The organism is Bradyrhizobium sp. CCGB12, assembly GCF_024199845.1.
Classification (GTDB): domain Bacteria; phylum Pseudomonadota; class Alphaproteobacteria; order Rhizobiales; family Xanthobacteraceae; genus Bradyrhizobium.
In genome coordinates this window covers 1019838-1037353 of the sequence record NZ_JANADO010000001.1, presented here as the reverse complement: position 1 = coordinate 1037353, position 17516 = coordinate 1019838, and the positions used below count along the sequence as shown (strand labels likewise).

Below are 17516 nucleotides of genomic sequence, written 5' to 3'. Positions count from 1 at the left end.
CGGTGGCGCATCGTCAGAATGAGGTGCCGCCGCCGAACCTGAACTCCTGGACGGTGTCGTATTTGCCCTTGGTGATCGGCACGGCATAATCGAACCGCAGCGGCCCGAACGGCGAGGCCCAGATCAGGCCGACGCCGACCGAGGATCGCACCACATTGCCGTCGTCATATTGCAGCCCGCAGGTCGGACAAGCCTTGGTGTTGACCTCGCCCGTGGCCGACCACGACGTCGGTCCCTGATAGCCCCATAGCGAGCCGGCATCGGCATAGACCGCACCCTTCAGGCCGACCTCCTTGGGCAGGAACCAGAACGGCATCTGCAACTCCATCGACGCGCCCCAGTATTTCGTGCCGCCGAGCGCATCGCCGCTCGCGCCCAGGCTCCAGTAAGTGATGTCGCGCGGACCGATGCCGTTCGAAGCGAATCCGCGCACGAGGTTCGGTCCCATCTGGAAATGGTCGAGCATGCGCAGGTCCTGGTCGCCAATCTTGTTGAGGATGCCACCCTGGAGGTGGATCACGCTGACGATCTCGGACACCAGGGGCGTGTAGTACTTCGTGTCAATCGCGGTCTTCAGATAGGTCACATCGCCGCCGACCCCGGCGAAATCCTGCCGGAAGTCGACCAGCAACCCGTCCGTGGGGTTCTTGGTGTTGTCGAGCGTATTGTAGGTCAGCGTGTAGCCGAGCGCCGAGGTCCAGGTCGCGCCGTTCGCCAGTTCTTTCCGGACCGGCAGGCTCGACTCGCCGTCGCCGTAGCAGCCGTAGCCGTAAACTCCCGAATCCGTGGAATTGGTCGGGTCCACGCCGCCCAGAACATTCTTGATGTAGGCCGGCGTCGGGTTGTAGGCGAGCGAGGTGTTCGATGCGTTGTTGTTGCAGTTGTTGTATGCGCTGGCGAGCGTGATGCTCTGCTGATAGAGCGAATAGCGGAGCTGGAGCGAGAGGTCCTCGCGCAACGCAAGGCCCAGGCGCGGAGAGAAGCCCAGCGTCGTCACGCCATAGCTCGTATAGCTGTTCGACAATTGCTGACGCCAGTACGTATCGAATCCGAGCGCCAGCCGATAATCGAGCAGGTAAGGCTCGACGAATGACAGAGACATGCCACGCGCGTACTGGCCATAGGTGACGGACGCCTTGGCGTAGAGGCCCTTGCCCAGCAGGTTGCGCTCGGCGACCGAGACCTCAGCCAGTGCACCGTCGGTCGTGGAATAGCCGCCCGAGATCGAGAAATCGCCCGTCGATTTCTCCTCGAGATCAACGATCAGGATGACGCGGTCGCTGGAGGAGCCCGGCTCGGTGACGATCTTGACGCTCTTGAAGTAGTCCAGATTCTTCAGCCGTCGCTCGGCGCGGTCGACCAGGGCGCGGTTGTAGGCATCGCCCTCGGAGAGGTCGAATTCGCGGCGGATCACGTAATCGCGCGTGCGGGTGTTGCCGCGCAGGGTGATGCGCTCGATATAGGTGCGCGGCCCTTCGTCGACGTTGAACACGACCGAAACCGTGTGCGCCTCGAAGTTGCGGTCACCGCCGGGACGGACCACGGCGAAGGCATAGCCGCGGCGCGAGGCTTCGATCTGCATCTCCTCGACCGACTTCTCGACCGATTCGACGTTGTAGAGCGAGCCGACATTGATGCGCGAATAGGTGCGCAGCGCGCCCGCGTCGAAATTTTGAATGCTGGAGCGGAAATTCACCGATCCGACCCGATATTGCTGGCCTTCCTCGATCTTGAAGGTGACGAGAAAACCCTTCTTCTCCGGATCGTATTCGGTCAGCGCGGCCACGACCTGGACGTCGGCGAAGCCGTTCTTGAGATAGAAGCGGCGGATCAGGTCGCGGTCGGCCTCGACGCGATCGGGATCGTAGACGTCGTTGTTGCCGAGGAAGCTGAGCAGATTGCTCTCGTGCGTCTTGATGACGTCGCGCAAGCGCGAGGCCGAGAAGGCGCTGTTCCCGATGAATTCAACCGATTTGACCGAGGTCTTGGCGCCCTCCTCGATCGTGAAGATGAGGTCGACGCGGTTGTTCGGCTGCTCGATGATTTCAGGCGTGACGCGCACGTCGTAGCGGCCCGAGCGCCGATAGATCTCGGCGATGCGTAGCGTGTCGGACTGAACCATGGCGCGGGAGAACGTTCCGCGCGGCTTGGACTGGATCTCGGCCGAGAGCTGCTCGTCCTTGATCTTCTTGTTACCCTCGAAGGCGACACGGCCGATCACGGCATTTTCCACCACCGACACCACGATGCGACCGCCGGCCTGATTGATCTTCACGTCCTGGAACAGGCCTGTCGCGATCAGTGCCTTGAGACCATCGTCAATGGCGGATTGATCGAGGCGGCCGCCAGCGGCGGGCCGGAAGTAGGAGCGGACCGTCTCGGCCTCTACGCGGCGGTTACCTTCGACCACGATCGTCTCCACGCTCTGCGCGGCCGCCGGCTGCGGCAACAGCACGACGGGAATTGAACTCGCAATCGATACACCACTCATCGCCACCGCGATCAGCAAGGCCCGCAACACCGACATTCCACACCTCAAGAGCACCTGCTGCTCTGAAACGAGACGGCTGTGGCCGCGATGTGGCTTTGAGATTGCTGTAGTGTTTCCGGTCGTTGAATTTGATGGGTTGGTCGGCGACCAGAGCGCCGCGGTTGCGACGACCGCGCGCGCCGCCAGCGACGACCGATTTGCGTCGAAGCCGCCGGGTTGGCGGCTTGCCCATGCAGACGCTCAGCAACATTGCGCAACGCCCGGATTCTTTACAGGCCCTTAAACCGGTGCGAGAGCCGGCGGCATCAGGAATTCGCATGGAATGGTTGCCAATGAACGCGCTTATCGTGACCGGAACGGCACTGGTCGCCCTCCTCACCTCAACCCTCTCCGCTCAAGTCGCAACCGCCGGCAAGCGCGATCAACAACAGACGACGCCCAATGCCGTCTATGATTATGGTCCGCACGGCCCCAACCGCTCCTACCAGACGGGCCCACGCACGCGCATCTATGTGAGCAAGCGGTCGTGGCTGGATGGCGGGACCGAAGTGCTGCCCGGCGAGCGCAAGTTCACCGACTACGCTTTGCCGCCCGGCTCTTCGTTCGCGCGCGAGAACAACAACCGGCCTCTCGATCGCCAGCCCCTGAGCCCCGACTCGGATCTGGGCGGATTTGCGCAGAGGATTCCGATTTCGTGGTGATCGGACTCTCGTGTTCCGGACGGGCGGCAACGCCATAGCGCGTCAAAGACGCGCATGAGCGTGCTTACTGCGCCGCGCAGAGCCTGGACCCAGAGCGACACGGCACATGCGGAGAGATGGGCCCCGGCTCTGCAGCGCACCGTCGAAGGGACGCTGCGCTGCGTCCAGCGCATGGGCGGCGATGGCGCCGGAGGTGGTCGCGGATGGCGAGGAGATGCGGAAGCGCGGTCATTGATGCCGGCTCTCTCCGACTCGTCATTGCGAGCGCAGCGAAGCAATCCAGGGTCTTTCCGCTGAGGGATTCTGGATTGCTTCGCTGCGCTCGCAATGACGGAGCAAGGTGCGGCATCGCCCGCCTCCAACGCACAATTCAATTTGCAGACGTACCTTCGCGTCCTCGCGGCATGTTTCGCCCGAGCTTTGCTTCGTCGCTCTCCCTCTAAAAGCCAAGAGGGCGCAGGGAAGGCCGGGTGCCAGCTTGCACCCGCGGTCCGCTGCGCGAAAAGCACACGCAGAGAAACCGCACAGCAGCATACAGGTGTAGCCAATCACTCGGCCTTCCCTGCGCGATGGTTGGACGGCTTATGCCGTGCTCTCCCGGGAGCCGAGTTCCTTCTGGCCTCCCTCACCCTTACGGAATTCACCGGCACCGCGCCGGTTGACGCGATTGCCGCATCCGCAAGAGCTTGACCGTAGCAACGACGGCCAGGACCACACGGTTTTGCCGTACGCACGGCTCGCCATTTCGCCGCAGTTTTCCCAGCCCTGTCGACGGAGCCGGAAACTTACAGACGAGACGAACCTGACAGCGCCGCTCGTCCGCGCGCGGCTTCGGGCTCACGGAGAGCAATCCGCCCTGCCCCAGCCTCTCGCGCCCGACGCTGCTGCGTCCACCGCAAGCCCGGCTCTGCGATCACCACGACAATGACCGCCCCTCAAGGGTGAGCCAGGATAGGCAACACATACGCTATTTCCGAATTTCGGTAAAGTGGAATGTTTTTGCGCGCGTGGCTTGACACCGACGCGTCCCAAATCCGTCGGTGTTTTGCCCGACGGCAGCCCTTGGGCGGCGAGATGGCTGCCATGCGACAGTTCGGGCAAGCCTCGGACATAAAGGCGCGGCAATTCTGGGGCCTGTGGAGTACCTCACCCCTGCCTGATTCCCCCGGAGTTCCCATGCTTTCTGCCGACCGGCCGGCGACACGCCTTGCGACCCGGCTCGCCTTCCTCGTCGCGGGCTTCGGCATCGCGTGCTGGGCGCCGCTGGTGCCCTTCGCGAAGACGCGCCTCGGCGTCGACGACGGCATCCTTGGGCTGCTCCTGCTCAGCCTCGGCATCGGCTCGGTCCTCGCCATGCTGCTGACCGGCGTCATGAGCGCGCGCTACGGCAGCAGGCCGATCATCATTGCGGGCGGGCTCGGACTCGCCCTGGTCCTGCCGTTCCTCGCGATCGCGAGCTCTCCCGCAACGCTGGCGCTGGCGCTGTTTGCGTTCGGCGCCGCGCTCGGCTCGATCGACGTTGCCATGAACATCCACGCGGTGGAGGTTGAGCGCGCCGCGAGCCGTCCGCTGATGTCCGGCTTCCACGCTTTGTTCAGCATCGGCGGCTTCGCCGGGGCTGCGCTGATGACGGCACTGCTCTCGCTGCAACTCGGCGCGCTCACTTGCACGCTGATCTGCGCCGCCCTGATGCTGATCGCGATGTTGGTGACCTCGCCCCGCCTGCTCCGTTCGGCGCAGGTGCAGGAAGGTCCGCTGTTCGTGCTGCCGCATGGATCGGTGCTCCTGCTCGCGCTGCTTGGCGCCATCACCTTCCTCGTCGAAGGCGCAATGCTGGATTGGGGAGCGCTGCTCGTGATCGGCGCGGGCCTCGTCTCGGAGGCACAAGGCGGCGCCGGCTATATCGTGTTCTCGATCGCGATGACGATGGGGCGGCTCGGCGGCGACGCCGTCGTCGCGCGCATCGGAGACCGGGCGACGCTGCTGTGGGGAAGCCTCATCGCCATCGTTGGCTTCGTGGTGCTGCTCACGGCTCCCGTCGCGGCGGTCGCCATGGCCGGCTTCCTGCTGATCGGCCTCGGTGCATCGAACCTGGTGCCGGTGCTATTCCGCCGGGCGGCGAAGCAGACCGTCATGCCCACGGGCCTCGCGGTCGCGGCGATCACGACCGCCGGCTATGCCGGCATCCTCATCGGCCCCGCCGGCGTCGGCTTCGTTGCGCGCATCAGCGGGCTGCCAATGGCGTTCTGGCTGCTGGCCGCGCTGATGGGTCTCGTCACGGTGTCGGCGGGCGTGGTCACGACGGAGCAGCGCCGGGCATTGCGCGTCGACGCGTAGGCGGCCTCACAACTTGCGCAGTCCGATCGACTTGATCACGGGCGCGAGGCTTGCCGATGTCACCTCGACGATGCGCTGGAATTTGTCGGGACTTGAATCGGCGTCCGGCTCCATGCCTTGCGCGCGATAGCTCGCCTGAAGCGCAGCGTCGGCCATGGCCAGCCGCGTTGCCTGGGCGATCCGATCGATGATCGCATCAGCGGTGTGCCGGGGCGCGAACAGGCCGAACCACCCTTCATAGCGAAGATCCGCCATGCCGGATTCGACGGCCGTCGGGATATCAGGTGCGCCGCTCAGCCGCCTTTCGGTGGTCACCGCAAGCAGCCGGATCTTGCCGGCCTCACTGAGCTGCTGCAATTGGACCGACATGACGGCAATGACGAGCGAGATCTGGCCGCTGACGAGATCATTGGTTGCCTGCGCGATGCCCCGATAGGGAATGTGGACGATGTCGAGCGCGCCGGCCTGCTGCTTGAAGGATTCGCCGACCAGGTGATTTCCTGTCGCAATGCCGGGCGTGCCGTAGGACAGCTTCCCTGGATTGGCCGCCGCATAGGCTATCAGTTCGCGCAGATTGGCGGCGGGCACGGACGGGTGGACGGCGAACACCAGCGCGCTGTTGATCAGGCGGTAGATGGCGCGGAAATCGCCGGCGGAATAAGCGGGATTTGCCGCGGTCAGCGGAATGATCACTTGCGTGCTGCCGTTTCCGAGCAGCAGCGAATAGCCATCAGGCTCCTCGCGTGCGACAGCCGCAGTGCCGATGGCACCGCCCGCGCCGCCGATATAGTCGACGAAGGTCGGGCCAAGCAGCGATGACATCTTGTCGACCCAGGGGCGCCCGATCTGGTCGCCCGATCCGCCGGCCCCGTACGGGATCACGAGACGGATGGGACGGGACGGATAATCCTGTGCTTGCCCGTTGGGTGGGATCGCAGCCAACCCCGATGCGCCTGTGAGCGCACGGACGAATTGTCGCCGCGAGAAAGAAGGCATGCTCGAATTCCGGAAGCGTAGTTGCTGTCGAGGCGGGGACCGGCTCCCTGTCATCCCATCGCAGCAATCCGCGACCGCCGTCAAATGCTTCGGTCCGATTGGCCGGCCGCGTCACCGCAGCATAGGGTCGACCTAACCCATTCCATTTTAAGAATTATTCTAATGAGCCGTGGGCGACCCAAGCGATCCGCGCAGGTCTGCCCCCCATGCTGCTTTCGGCCAGTTTACTGTACGCTTCGTTCTGATATTCCAGACCGCAATACCTTTTGACTCCCGCGAGGGGGCAATGGCGCGTGCCAGCACATAATCAACAAGACTCGGCCATTTCATTTGGGCCCTTCCGGCTGTTCCCGAAGTCCCGGCTTTTGGAGAAGGAGGGCGCGCCGCTTCATGTCGGCGGCCGCGCACTCGATATTCTGATCTTCCTCGCAGAGCGCCCCGGCGAAGTGATCGACAAGCGAGAGCTGGTCAAGCGCGTCTGGGCCGACGTCAATGTCGATGAAGGCAGTTTGCGCTTTCATGTCGCGGCACTGCGCAAGGCGCTCGGCGATACCGGCAAGTCGGCCCGTTATGTCGTCAATGTCCCCGGCCGCGGCTATTGCTTTGTCGCCTCGTTCGCTCAAGCGGCCCCGCAGGCCGCACCATCCACTGCCGAAATCGCCCTTCCTCGCTCCCTGCCCGCACAGCTTGCGAAGATGATCGGACGAGAGGAAGTCGTCGAGAAGATCTCCAGCGGACTTTCGCTCCATCGCTTCATGACCGTGGTCGGCCCGGGCGGCATCGGCAAGACCGCTATCGCCGTCACCGTCGGGCATCGCCGTTCCCAGGATTTCGGTGGACGCGTGTTTTTTGTCGACTTCAGCCCGTTACGGGACGCCAGCCACATCGCGACCACCATTGCTTCGGCGCTCGGGCTGACCATCAGCTCGGAGGATCCGACGCCGGCCCTGCTGACATTTCTGAAGACCGGTCCGGCCCTGCTGATCTTCGACAGTTGCGAGCATGTGCTTGATGCGCTGGCGCCGCTGGTCGAGCACATCGTTCGCGAAGCGCCGCAGCTTCGCGTTCTCGCAACCAGCCGCGAGTCCTTCCGCAGCGAAGGCGAGCGGATCTTCCGCCTCTTCCCGCTGGATTGTCCGCCGGAGCGCGACGACCTCGATGTCGCCGATGTCCTTGCCTACCCCGCGGCTCAGCTCTTCGTCGAGCGCATCGCGCAGAGCTCGGGTCCGTTCCAGCTCAGCGCAGAAGAGGCCCCGCTCGTCGCCAGCATCTGCCGACGCCTCGACGGCATCGCGCTGGCGATCGAGCTCGCAGCGGGCCGCGTCAATGCCTATGGCATCGCGGGCACCGCATCCCTGCTCGACAGCCGCTTCTCGCTGCAATGGCGCGGGCGCCGCACCGCCGTGCCCCGACATCAAACCCTCGCCGCAGCGCTCGACTGGAGCTACGATCTCCTGCCCGCCGCGGAAAGCGCCACCTTGCGGCGGCTGTCCGTGTTCGCCGGCCCCTTCGCGCCGGAGGCGGCTGCCGCGGTCGCGGCCGGCGACGGCCTCAGCGCGTCAGAGACGCTGGAGGCGATCGACAGTCTGGTGACCAAATCGTTGATCTCGCCGTCCGGCTCGCGAGCGCTGCGCTATCGCCTGCTCGACACTACGCGCACCTACGCGCTTGCGAAGCTGCACGAGCTCGGCGAAAGCAGGCAGTTCGCGCGGCGCCATGCGGAGCATTTTCGCGAGTTCTTCGAGCGCGCGGAAGCCGACACGTCGACGCCGCTGCCCGAATGGCAGAACATCTACGGCGCGGAGCTGGACAATGTGCGTGCGGCGCTGGATTGGGCCTTCGCACCCGACGGCGACGCCGCGCTGGGAATCGCCCTGACCGCCGCTGCGGTCACGCTGTGGGTGCGGCTTTCCTTGTTCGCCGAATGCCGCGAACGCACCAAAACGGCCCTCGCCGCGCTCGGCGACGCCGGCGATGACCGCATCCGGATGCAGCTGCTGTCGGCGCTTGGCTGGTCGCTGATGTATGGCGAGGGCCGCGCGCGCGAGGCGCGCCCGATCCTGGAGACGACCCTCGAGCTGGCCGACAGCCTCGACGACAAGGACTTCCGGCTGCGCGCGCTCTGGGGCTTGTGCATCGACCAGTTCAACAACGGGCAGTTCGGCAGGGCCCGCGCCCTCGCTGATCGCTTTGCGAACGCTGCCGCCAACTCACCCGACAAGACCGATCCCATGCTGGGCGACCGGCTGATGGCCGTCGCGCTGCACTATCTCGGCGACCAGAGCGAGGCGCGGGTGCGCATCGATCGGGTGAACGTCTCGCTGCATGTGCTGGCGGAGAAGCCGAAGATCTTCCCGCTCGACCTCAGAATCTCGACGCAATATTTCCGCGCCCGCATCCTGTGGCTGCAGGGCCTGGCCGATCAGGCCGAGGCGCTCGCCGCCAGGAACATCGAGGAGGGCCGCGCCAACGGTCACGCCCTGACCTTCTGTAGCGTGCTCGGACAGGCGGCCTGCCCGATCGCCTTCTGGGCCGGCGATTTCGACGCCGCGGAGCGCCACGGCACCGAGCTGCTCGAACACACCGAGCGCCACGCCATCCGGCTGTGGGGCCTGTGGGCGCGGGCCTTCAACGCGGCGGTCATTGCCAAACGCGGCGATGTCGCGACGGGCCTGCCACTGCTACGCGAAGAGCTCAATCGCGCCGGCGATGCGCGCTTCCTGCCGCGATTTCTGCCTCTCCTCGGTGAACTTGCGGCATGTTTTGGCGAGGCCGATCAGGCCGATCGCGGCCTGGACATGATCGACGACATCCTGGCGCGCTGCAACGATCGCCAGGAGCACTGGTATCTCCCGGAGCTGATGCGCATCCAGGGCGAGTTGATGCTCAGGAGCCCGCGGCACGCGTCGGGCGCCGACGCGCGCTTTCGCGAGGCCATGGACATGGCCGCCCAGCAGGGCGCGCGCTTCTGGGAGCTGCGATGCGCCATCAGCCTCGCGCGGTTCATGACCGGGGCTGGCCGGAGCGCGGATGCCCTGGCGGTTCTGAACAATGTCTGCGGGGCGTTTGCCGAGGGCGCAGACATCGCCGACATGCGCATTGCGCGCGACCTGATCGCACAATTGCGAACCTGACCGCGCTACCGACCGCACGACGACGCGGCCTAGCCTCCCGCAACCGTCGCGCGACGCGGCAACTTCCAGTCGGGCCGGATGAAATGGCAGGTGTAGCCGTCGGGATAACGTTCGAGATAATCCTGATGCTCCGGCTCGGCTTCCCAGAACTCAGCTACGGGCGCGATCTCAGTCACCACCTTGCCGGGCCACAGGCCAGACGCCTCGACGTCGGCGATGGTGTCTTCGGCGATCTGCTTCTGCTGATCACTCGTATAGAAGATCGCCGAGCGGTAGCTCGTGCCCAGATCATTGCCCTGGCGGTTGAGCGTGGTCGGGTCATGGATCTGGAAGAAGAACTCCAGCATGGTCCGGAAGCTCGTCTTCGCGGGATCGAAGATGATCTCGATCGCTTCGGCGTGGCCGTCATGATTGCGGTAGGTGGCATTCTTCACCCGGCCTCCGGTGTATCCGACACGGGTGGAGACCACGCCGGGCTGCTTGCGGATCAGGTCCTGCATGCCCCAGAAGCAGCCTCCGGCCAAAACTGCGCGCTCTGTCGTCATCTGATGCTCCATTTCGTTCGTCGAAACACTCAGCGCTTGTCCACAGCCTGATGCAAGCGCGGATCATCGTGGTCGTCGCGATATTCGAGGCCCAGCGGCCCGATGGCCGAGACCTGTGTGACGTATTCACCTGATTTCGCCCATTGAAAATGCCAGGTCTCGCCAGGCAGCACGATGACACTGCCCGGCGGATAGGCAGGAAACGGCTGCCATGCGACGTCCTCGGGCAGAATCGCCCGAAACCGGTCTTCATCCGGCTGATGTTGACGAGACATGGCAGCGCACCTGCGTTCGGTCAGGTCAGCTTGGCGTCGAGGGTGATTGCGGCGTTGAGCACCTTCGACACCGGGCAGTTCTTCTCGGCCTCGCCGGCGATGCGCGCGAAACCTGCGTCATCCAGCTTCGGCACCTTCGCGCGCAAGGTGAGCGCGGACTTGCTGATCTTGAAACCCTTGCCTTCGGACTCGAGCGTGACGGCTGCCTCCGTCGAGAGCTCGTCCGGCGTGAAACCTGCCATTTGAAGGCCGAAGGCCAGCGCCATCGTAAAACAGCCGGCATGGGCCGCCGCGATCAACTCCTCGGGATTGGTCCCCTTCTCGTTCTCGAAGCGGGTCTTGAACGAATAGGCGGTGTCGGCGAGCACGCCGGATTCGCTCGAGAGATGGCCCGTGCCATCCCGACCAGTGCCCTTCCATACTGCTTTTGCCTTGCGGATCATTCTGGTTCTCCTGGCTTGTTTTTTGAACACCGGCGCTCGGTACCGGTGGAAGGCGACCTCGACGTGACCGCCCATCCGCCATTCCAACCGGTCGAGCGCCATAGCGGTTCCGTTAGTTACCGATCTGCCCGACGTGGAAGCCAAGCCGGTTCTCGACGTCGCCTGCGCGGTGAAAGCCGCGCGCCATCAGCGCCTTGATCCGGCCCTGGCTGGCGGGCCGGCCGAGCGCAGCCAGGAACGCGTCCCACTCCGGCTTGATCTCGACATCCGACGGCAGGCTCGCAACGTCGACCAGGCGCTTGGTCTCCGCGATGGCTTCCTTGTCGAAGGACGCAATGCGCATGGCGAGCGCTTCGACGAAGCCGTCGAGCTCGGCATCCGGCATCGATCGGTTCACATAACCGTAACGTTCGGCGAGATCGCCATGGATGTCGTCGGCACCGAGCAGCACCTCGAGCGCGCGGCCGCGACCCATCAGGCGCGGCAGTCGCGCCATCGGCCCGCCGCCAGGCACGAGGCCCGCGCCGACTTCCCATTGCGACAGGATCGCCTTCTCCCGGCTGGCAAAGCGCATGTCGCTGGCAAGCGCGAGCTCGCTGCCGACGCCGGTCGCGCGGCCCCGGATCGAGGCAATGGACACGACGGGCGCGCGACTGAGGCGCACCAGCATGTCAGGCAAAGCTTGGAGACCGGTCGGCCCCGGCGGAACGCTGAGGGACTCTTCCAGCGGCGCCAGGAAATCGTAATGCGTGATGAAGAAGCCTTCGACGATGCTGTCGAACACGACCACCTTCACGTCGGAATCGGTCTCGATCTCAGTGATGATGTCGTTGAGTTGCGGCAGATGTTTGGGACCAAAGATGTTGACGGGCGGCATGTCGAAAGTGACACGCCAGTAGGATGGCAGGCGGCGCTCCAGATGGATGTCTTCGGTCGCGAAGGTACGCTCGGAACGGTTCATGGTCGGGCTCCTGGTGAGGATGTGCAGAGACAGTGGCGCAGGCATCGGCAATTTGCTCGGTATGGCTTGTTAGCCTACGTTAGCCGTTGCGAGTCCACGAACCGCAAGGCAGCGTACGTTCAGGACGGCGCACAACAATGACGATGCGCCGGCATGATGCGAAACGGCGCAGCTCGGAAGATGCATTCAACTCAGGACGGCAGCGGCTGACCGGCCTGTTCGCGCACGATGTATTCGGCGTACCAGTCCGGCCAGTTCTCGTCGTGCCCGCCGGTCCGCTTCTCGTGCTCACCATGTGCGACCGAGGCACGGCGCAATGCCGCCGCCAGATCGCTGTGCGAGGCGAATGTCGTCTCGTCTGCCGCGATGCGCCCGGGCAATCGCGTCGTGACTTCCTGGAACAGCCAGCCATTGCCGTCGGGATCACTGAACGAGGCGAACGAGCTGTAGCTGCCGCGCTTCGGGTCAGCGCCGCTGACGCGAATGCTGCCGAACAAATACGGCTCATCCGGCCCGCTGTGAACATCGCCGGCACCGTGGAAGGGTTCACTGACCGCGATGCCGCGGTCGAGCAGATCTTGTCGTGCGGCCTCAAGATCGGAGACGATCAGGTACAGGCCGCGCGCCGAGCCGGGCGCGGCCGCCGTGACGTCCCTGCCGAAGATCACCGAACAGGCCGAGCCTGGCGGCGTGAACTGGATCACGCGCCACTCGCTGCCCGACGCGAAGTCTGCGTCGAGCCGCCAGCCGAGGCGCGCATAGAACGCCTTGGCACGGTCGACATCGGACACGGGGATGACGACGACTTCGAGCTTCAGATCAAGGCTGCGCGATGTCGAAGGCTTGGTCGCGACGTCGCTATCGATTTCGATAGTAGCCATGTCGAACTCCCTGAGGTGAGACGTGAGGACGAGACCGTTTGATCTTCATGCGGCGACGGGCATCACGAGGGTCACCCGCGTGCCGCCCTGCCCCGCCTCGCCATGCAGCCGCCCGTGGATGCTGCGGGCGAGACCTTCCACGATGCGACTGCCGGTGCCCCGAAGCGGACCGGTCGCACCGATGCCGTTGTCGGCCACCGTGCAGGACCAGGCGCCATCGCGGTAAGCCACGTCGATGCGGATCAGCGCGCCATTCTTGTTCAGAAAGGCATGCTTTGCCGCATTCGTGACCAGCTCGGTCAGGATCAATGCGAGCCGATTGCATTGCGACGCCGGCAGCGTGCCGCTCTCGATCGCAGCCTCGCAGTGGATGCCCGCCGGCTCCAGCACCGCCCCGGAGAGCGCTCTGCACAGCCTTGCGAAAAAGACCTCCACCTGGACTGTCGACACACGATCGTTGTCGGACAGGAGCTGGTAGAGCCTCCCGAAGGCGACGATGCGCTGCTCGAACCGGTCGACCGCAACCGACACGTCCCCGGCGCCGGCCCGGGTGAAATCGCGGCGGACTGACGCACCCAGCAGCGTCAGCGTGTTCTTCATTCGATGATGGGACTCCCGCAGCACGAGCTCCCAATCCTGCGACTGATCATCATGGCCGGCGACAAACTGAGATCGAACCGCGCTGTCGTCCGACATGGAGCCGATAGCGGACATGATAGCCTCCCGTTGGATTAGGACCGAACTCGAGAGCTATACTGGACGCCTCGCGCGCGTTTTGCTCGTTAGACGTTGCAAGATTCTGTTATAGTTGGCGGCACCACCGTTCGCAGCCGACACTTTCATCTGGACCGTCAAGCACGCTGACGGATTGTCGCAATTCGCGTCGTAAGCCGCTCGCGTTTGAGCAAAATTGTGACGGATATTTCCATTGCGATCGACAAACAGCCGCGCGATTTCGCCACTTTCGGCCAGTTTACTCGGGGTTTCGTTCTGATAGATCAAATGCAGACATCAGTCCTTTCATTGGAATCGTTGGCCCGTGCCGAACACTAACGACCAGGATTCGGCCATTGCCTTCGGACCATTCCGGCTGTTTCCCAAGTCGCGGCTGATTGAGAAGGACGGCGCGGCGCTTCACCTCGGCGGCCGCGCGCTCGACATCCTCATCTTTCTCGCCGAGCGCGCCGGCGAGGTCGTGGACAAGCGAGAGTTGATGAGACGCGTCTGGGCCGACGTGAGCGTCGACGAAGGCAGCCTGCGCTTCCACATCACGACGCTGCGCAAGGCCTTGGGCGAAGCCGGCGAAGGTTCCCGCTACGTCGTCAACGTCCCCGGACGCGGCTATTGCTTCGCGGCCCCGCTGCTCCAGGCTGCACCGTCCGAGCACCGGGCCAGCCTGCCTACCGCTCTGCCCCACGCGCTTCCCTCGCCGCTTGCGAAAATGATCGGGCGGGATGATGCCGTCGAGAGGATCTCCGCAGAGCTGGCCCAACACCGCTTCGTCACCATCGTCGGCCCCGGCGGGATCGGCAAAACCTCGGTTGCGCTAGCCGTCGCGCACCGCGAGCTCAAGGCGTTCGATGGTCGGGTGAGCTTCGTCGATTTTGGTGCGCTGACGGATGCCCGGCTCGTGCCCGGAACGCTTGCGGCGGCGCTCGGCCTGACCGTCAACTCCGACGATCCCATGCCGGGCCTGCTGACGTTCCTGCGCGGCCAGCGGATGCTGCTGGTGTTCGACAGTTGCGAGCACATCCTCGATGAGCTCGCTCCCCTGGCCGAACGCATCATCCAGGAGGCGCCGGAGCTGCATATTCTCGCCACCAGCCGCGAGTCCTTTCGCACCGAAGGCGAGCGCGTCCACCGGCTGTTTCCGCTGGATTGCCCGCCGCAGCGGGAAGGGCTCGGCATCGCCGACATCCTTGCTTATCCCGCAAGCCAGCTCTTCGTGGAACGCATTGCCGAGAGTCTGAGCGAGTTCGAGCTCAGCGAGGAGGATGCGCCGCTCGTCGCCGAGATCTGCCGACGTCTGGACGGCATTGCGCTCGCGATCGAGCTCGCGGCCGGACGTGTGAACGCCTATGGCATTGCCGGGACCGCCTCGCTGCTGGACAGCCGCTTCTCGCTGCTGTGGCGGGGACGACGCACCGCAATTCCGCGGCACCAGACCCTGAGCGCGGCGCTGGCCTGGAGCTACGACCTGCTGCCGCCGGCCGAAAGCGCCACGCTGCGCGGACTGTCGGTATTCGTCGGCCCGTTCACGCTGGAAGCGGCGCTTGCTGTCGCGTCCAGCCAGGGCATCAGCGAATCCGAAGCGGTCGAGACGATCTCGAACCTGCTCTCCAAATCGCTGATCGCGACGTCGCCCGCGGAACGGCGGCTGCGCTATCGCCTGCTCGACACGACCCGCGCCTTCGCCGCGAACAAGCTCGTCGAGAACGGGGAAGCGGCCCGTGCTGCGCGCGCCCACGCCGAATATTTCCGCGATGCCTTGCGCGACATTGCCGTCAAATCCACCGGCATGCAGAGCGCAGGCGGCTTCCTTCCCCATGCCGACTACCTGCCCAATGTCAGGGCCGCACTGACCTGGAGCTTTTCGGACGACGGCGACCGGACGATCGGCGTGGATCTGGCGGCCTCGGCAGCCCAGTTCTTCCTCGAGCTGACATTGCTGACGGAATGCAACCGTTGGACCCGGCAGGCACTGGCGTCCCTCGATACTAATGCGATCGACATCCGCCAGGAGATGACGTTGCAGGCCGCGCTCGGTGTCTCCGTGATGTTCACGCAGGGCAATACGGAAGCGGTCCAGTCGGCGTTCACGCGCAGTCTCCAGCTTGCACGGGAGCTGGAGGATTTGCACTGGCAGCTCTGGCTGCTGCGCGGATTGCACATCTACCTTACCCGGGTTGGAGATTTTCACGGTGCGCTCGGAACGGGCGAACAGGGCGAAAGCGTCGCGCGCAGGCTGAACGATCCGGCCGCCACGCTGAACGTGGAATGGATGCTGGGCGTCGCGCATCATTTGATCGGCAACCAGGACAAGGCCGTGCAGTTCTGCCAGAGCGCGATGGTGCATAACCCCGGCTCGCAGCGGCTGAACATCGGGCATCTCGGTTATGACGACCGCATCGTCGCGCTTGTCGCATTGGCGCGCGGGCTCTGGCTCACTGGCAGCCCCGATCGTGCGGTCGAGGCGGCCAGATACACCGTTCGCGAGGCCGAGCTGCTCGAGCAGCCGCTCACCCTCGGCATTTCCCTGATCTGGACCATCTACGTGTTCCTATGGGTCGGCGACTGGGCCAATGCCGAAAGCCTGATCGAGCGGTTGATCGAGCATTCCGCCCGCCACTTTCTCGGCCCCTATCACGCGGTCGGGGTCGGCCAGAAGGGCGAGCTGCTGCTGCGCCGCGGCGACGTCGCCGCCGGCATGGAGCATCTTCGCCGCAGCCAGGCAACGCTGTACGCCACGCGGCACCGGATCATGACGACGGTGTTTGCGACGGCGCTCGCGGAGGGTCTGCTCGCCCAAAACCAGCCCGACGAGGCCCTGCGGACGATCAATGAGGCCATCGCGCAAATCCCCGATCATGGCGAGTCCTTCGACATGCCAGAGATGCTCAGGGTCAAAGGCGACATCCTTGTAAAGGCTGGCAATACCGCGGAGGCCGAAAGCGTCTTACGCAGATCGCTCGATCTGTCGCGGCGCCAAAGCGCGGTCGGCTGGGAACTCCGCGGCGCGATCAGCCTCGGCCACATCTGGGAACGGACCGGCAAGGCCGCCGACGCGCGTGTCCTGCTCGCCCCACTCGTCGCGCGGTATCAGGAGGGCCTCCAGACCCGCGATCTGGTTGCCGCAAGGGGCCTCCTCGCCGCCCTGAATTGAGAGCATCTTCAATAAGATGCCGTCATCTCACGCGCTTGCAAGTCCTAACAACTTCTAACATGCCAAGCCGCCCGCACCCCGCCATGGTGGTGTCACCTCACGGCGGATATGGCGGCTCATGGCGCTTCTCGACGATGTAATCGATGCCAATGGCGGGATGGCCCGCTGGAACAGCTTGAGTCGATTTACGCTCCACCTCTCCGTCGGCGGAACGCTGCTCTCCAGCACCGGACATGCCCGCGAATTCAAGGATGTGACCGCGGAGGGCTCGACACGGGCGCAATCCGTCCGCTTCACCGGCATCACAGGGGGCGAGCATTCCGGGACCTTTCAGCCGGACGCCATCACCGTCGAGAGCCTTGATGGCGAGGTTCTGCGAACCTGGCGCAACCCGAGCTTCGTGTCTCCCGGGGCCAGCTCGCCCGCGCTCGCGGACGAACTGCACCTCGTCTTCTTCTGCGGTGTCGCGATCTGGAATTATCTGACGACCCCATTCCTGCTCGCTGATCCCGATGTCGTCGTCGAAGAGCTGACGCCGTGGCGCGAGAACACCGAGACCTGGCGGCGGCTGCGGGCGCAATTTCCCCCGCGCCTGGTGACCCTCGCTCCCGAGCAGATCTTTTATTTCGACGAGAGCGCCCTGCAGCGGCGGGCGGATCACGATCTCTTCGGGATGAAGGTCGCGCATTCCTCCTGGGCCCATGACAGCTTCGGCGGCATCGTGGTGCCGACGCTTCGGCGGGCGCAGACGCTGCGGCCCGACGGAACCGTGATCGCCAAGCCCGTGCTGATGGACGTCGAGATCTTCGACGCCGTCTTCGAATAGCAGCGCATGCGTGTGCAAGCAGCGAGATATCGAACCGAGCTGC

The 17516-nt window shown here is 64.7% G+C and carries 13 protein-coding genes; 5 read left to right on the top strand and 8 right to left on the bottom strand.

Features of this window, described 5'->3' with window-relative positions; genetic code table 11:
- Nucleotides 1–13: 13 nt before the first annotated feature.
- The gene (gene bamA / locus NLM27_RS04775) at nt 14–2527 is read right to left on the bottom strand and encodes an outer membrane protein assembly factor BamA (RefSeq protein ID WP_254142247.1); all 2514 of its coding nucleotides are present in this window, start codon (nt 2525–2527) and stop codon (nt 14–16) included.
- A gap of 281 nt (nt 2528–2808) precedes the next feature.
- Between bamA and NLM27_RS04770 the strand changes: the two genes are divergently transcribed.
- Nucleotides 2809–3192: a hypothetical protein gene (locus NLM27_RS04770; RefSeq protein ID WP_254148754.1), complete on the top strand. Its 384-nt coding sequence runs from the start codon at nt 2809–2811 to the stop codon at nt 3190–3192.
- A gap of 1176 nt (nt 3193–4368) precedes the next feature.
- Nucleotides 4369–5529 (top strand): MFS transporter, encoded by a 1161-nt coding sequence (locus NLM27_RS04765; protein ID WP_254142246.1) that lies wholly within the window; start codon nt 4369–4371, stop codon nt 5527–5529.
- A gap of 6 nt (nt 5530–5535) precedes the next feature.
- Here NLM27_RS04765 and NLM27_RS04760 read toward each other — a convergent pair whose 3' ends face one another.
- Nucleotides 5536–6525 (bottom strand): tripartite tricarboxylate transporter substrate binding protein, encoded by a 990-nt coding sequence (locus NLM27_RS04760; protein WP_254142245.1) that lies wholly within the window; start codon nt 6523–6525, stop codon nt 5536–5538.
- Between the two features lie 293 nt (nt 6526–6818).
- Between NLM27_RS04760 and NLM27_RS04755 the strand changes: the two genes are divergently transcribed.
- A complete protein-coding gene (locus tag NLM27_RS04755; RefSeq protein ID WP_254142244.1) occupies nt 6819–9659 on the top strand; it encodes a winged helix-turn-helix domain-containing protein in 2841 nt (946 codons plus the stop codon).
- Nucleotides 9660–9688: 29 nt separating this feature from the next.
- Here NLM27_RS04755 and msrA read toward each other — a convergent pair whose 3' ends face one another.
- The 6 genes from msrA to NLM27_RS04725 all read right to left on the bottom strand — a co-directional run bounded on the left by msrA (nt 9689) and on the right by NLM27_RS04725 (nt 13478).
- Entirely contained in the window at nt 9689–10204 is a 516-nt protein-coding gene (gene msrA / locus NLM27_RS04750) for a peptide-methionine (S)-S-oxide reductase MsrA (RefSeq protein WP_254142243.1), read from the bottom strand.
- A gap of 29 nt (nt 10205–10233) precedes the next feature.
- On the bottom strand, nt 10234–10479 hold the full coding sequence (locus tag NLM27_RS04745; protein ID WP_254142242.1) for a hypothetical protein: 246 nt from the start codon (nt 10477–10479) through the stop codon (nt 10234–10236).
- 20 nt (nt 10480–10499) lie between these two features.
- Complete coding sequence (locus tag NLM27_RS04740) at nt 10500–10922, bottom strand: OsmC family protein (protein ID WP_254142241.1); 423 nt, start codon at nt 10920–10922, stop codon at nt 10500–10502.
- Between the two features lie 112 nt (nt 10923–11034).
- Nucleotides 11035–11883: an enoyl-CoA hydratase/isomerase family protein gene (locus NLM27_RS04735; protein ID WP_254142240.1), complete on the bottom strand. Its 849-nt coding sequence runs from the start codon at nt 11881–11883 to the stop codon at nt 11035–11037.
- 191 nt (nt 11884–12074) lie between these two features.
- Nucleotides 12075–12764, bottom strand: a complete 690-nt coding sequence (locus NLM27_RS04730; RefSeq protein ID WP_254142239.1) for a VOC family protein — start codon at nt 12762–12764, stop codon at nt 12075–12077.
- Between the two features lie 45 nt (nt 12765–12809).
- Entirely contained in the window at nt 12810–13478 is a 669-nt protein-coding gene (locus tag NLM27_RS04725) for a sensor histidine kinase (protein WP_254142238.1), read from the bottom strand.
- Nucleotides 13479–13803: 325 nt separating this feature from the next.
- On the opposite strand from NLM27_RS04725, the gene NLM27_RS04720 reads away from it, so the two are divergent.
- Nucleotides 13804–16647, top strand: coding sequence for a winged helix-turn-helix domain-containing protein (locus NLM27_RS04720; RefSeq protein WP_254142237.1), 2844 nt, complete (start codon nt 13804–13806; stop codon nt 16645–16647).
- 118 nt (nt 16648–16765) lie between these two features.
- Complete coding sequence (locus NLM27_RS04715; protein WP_254142236.1) at nt 16766–17473, top strand: hypothetical protein; 708 nt, start codon at nt 16766–16768, stop codon at nt 17471–17473.
- Nucleotides 17474–17516: the final 43 nt, after the last annotated feature.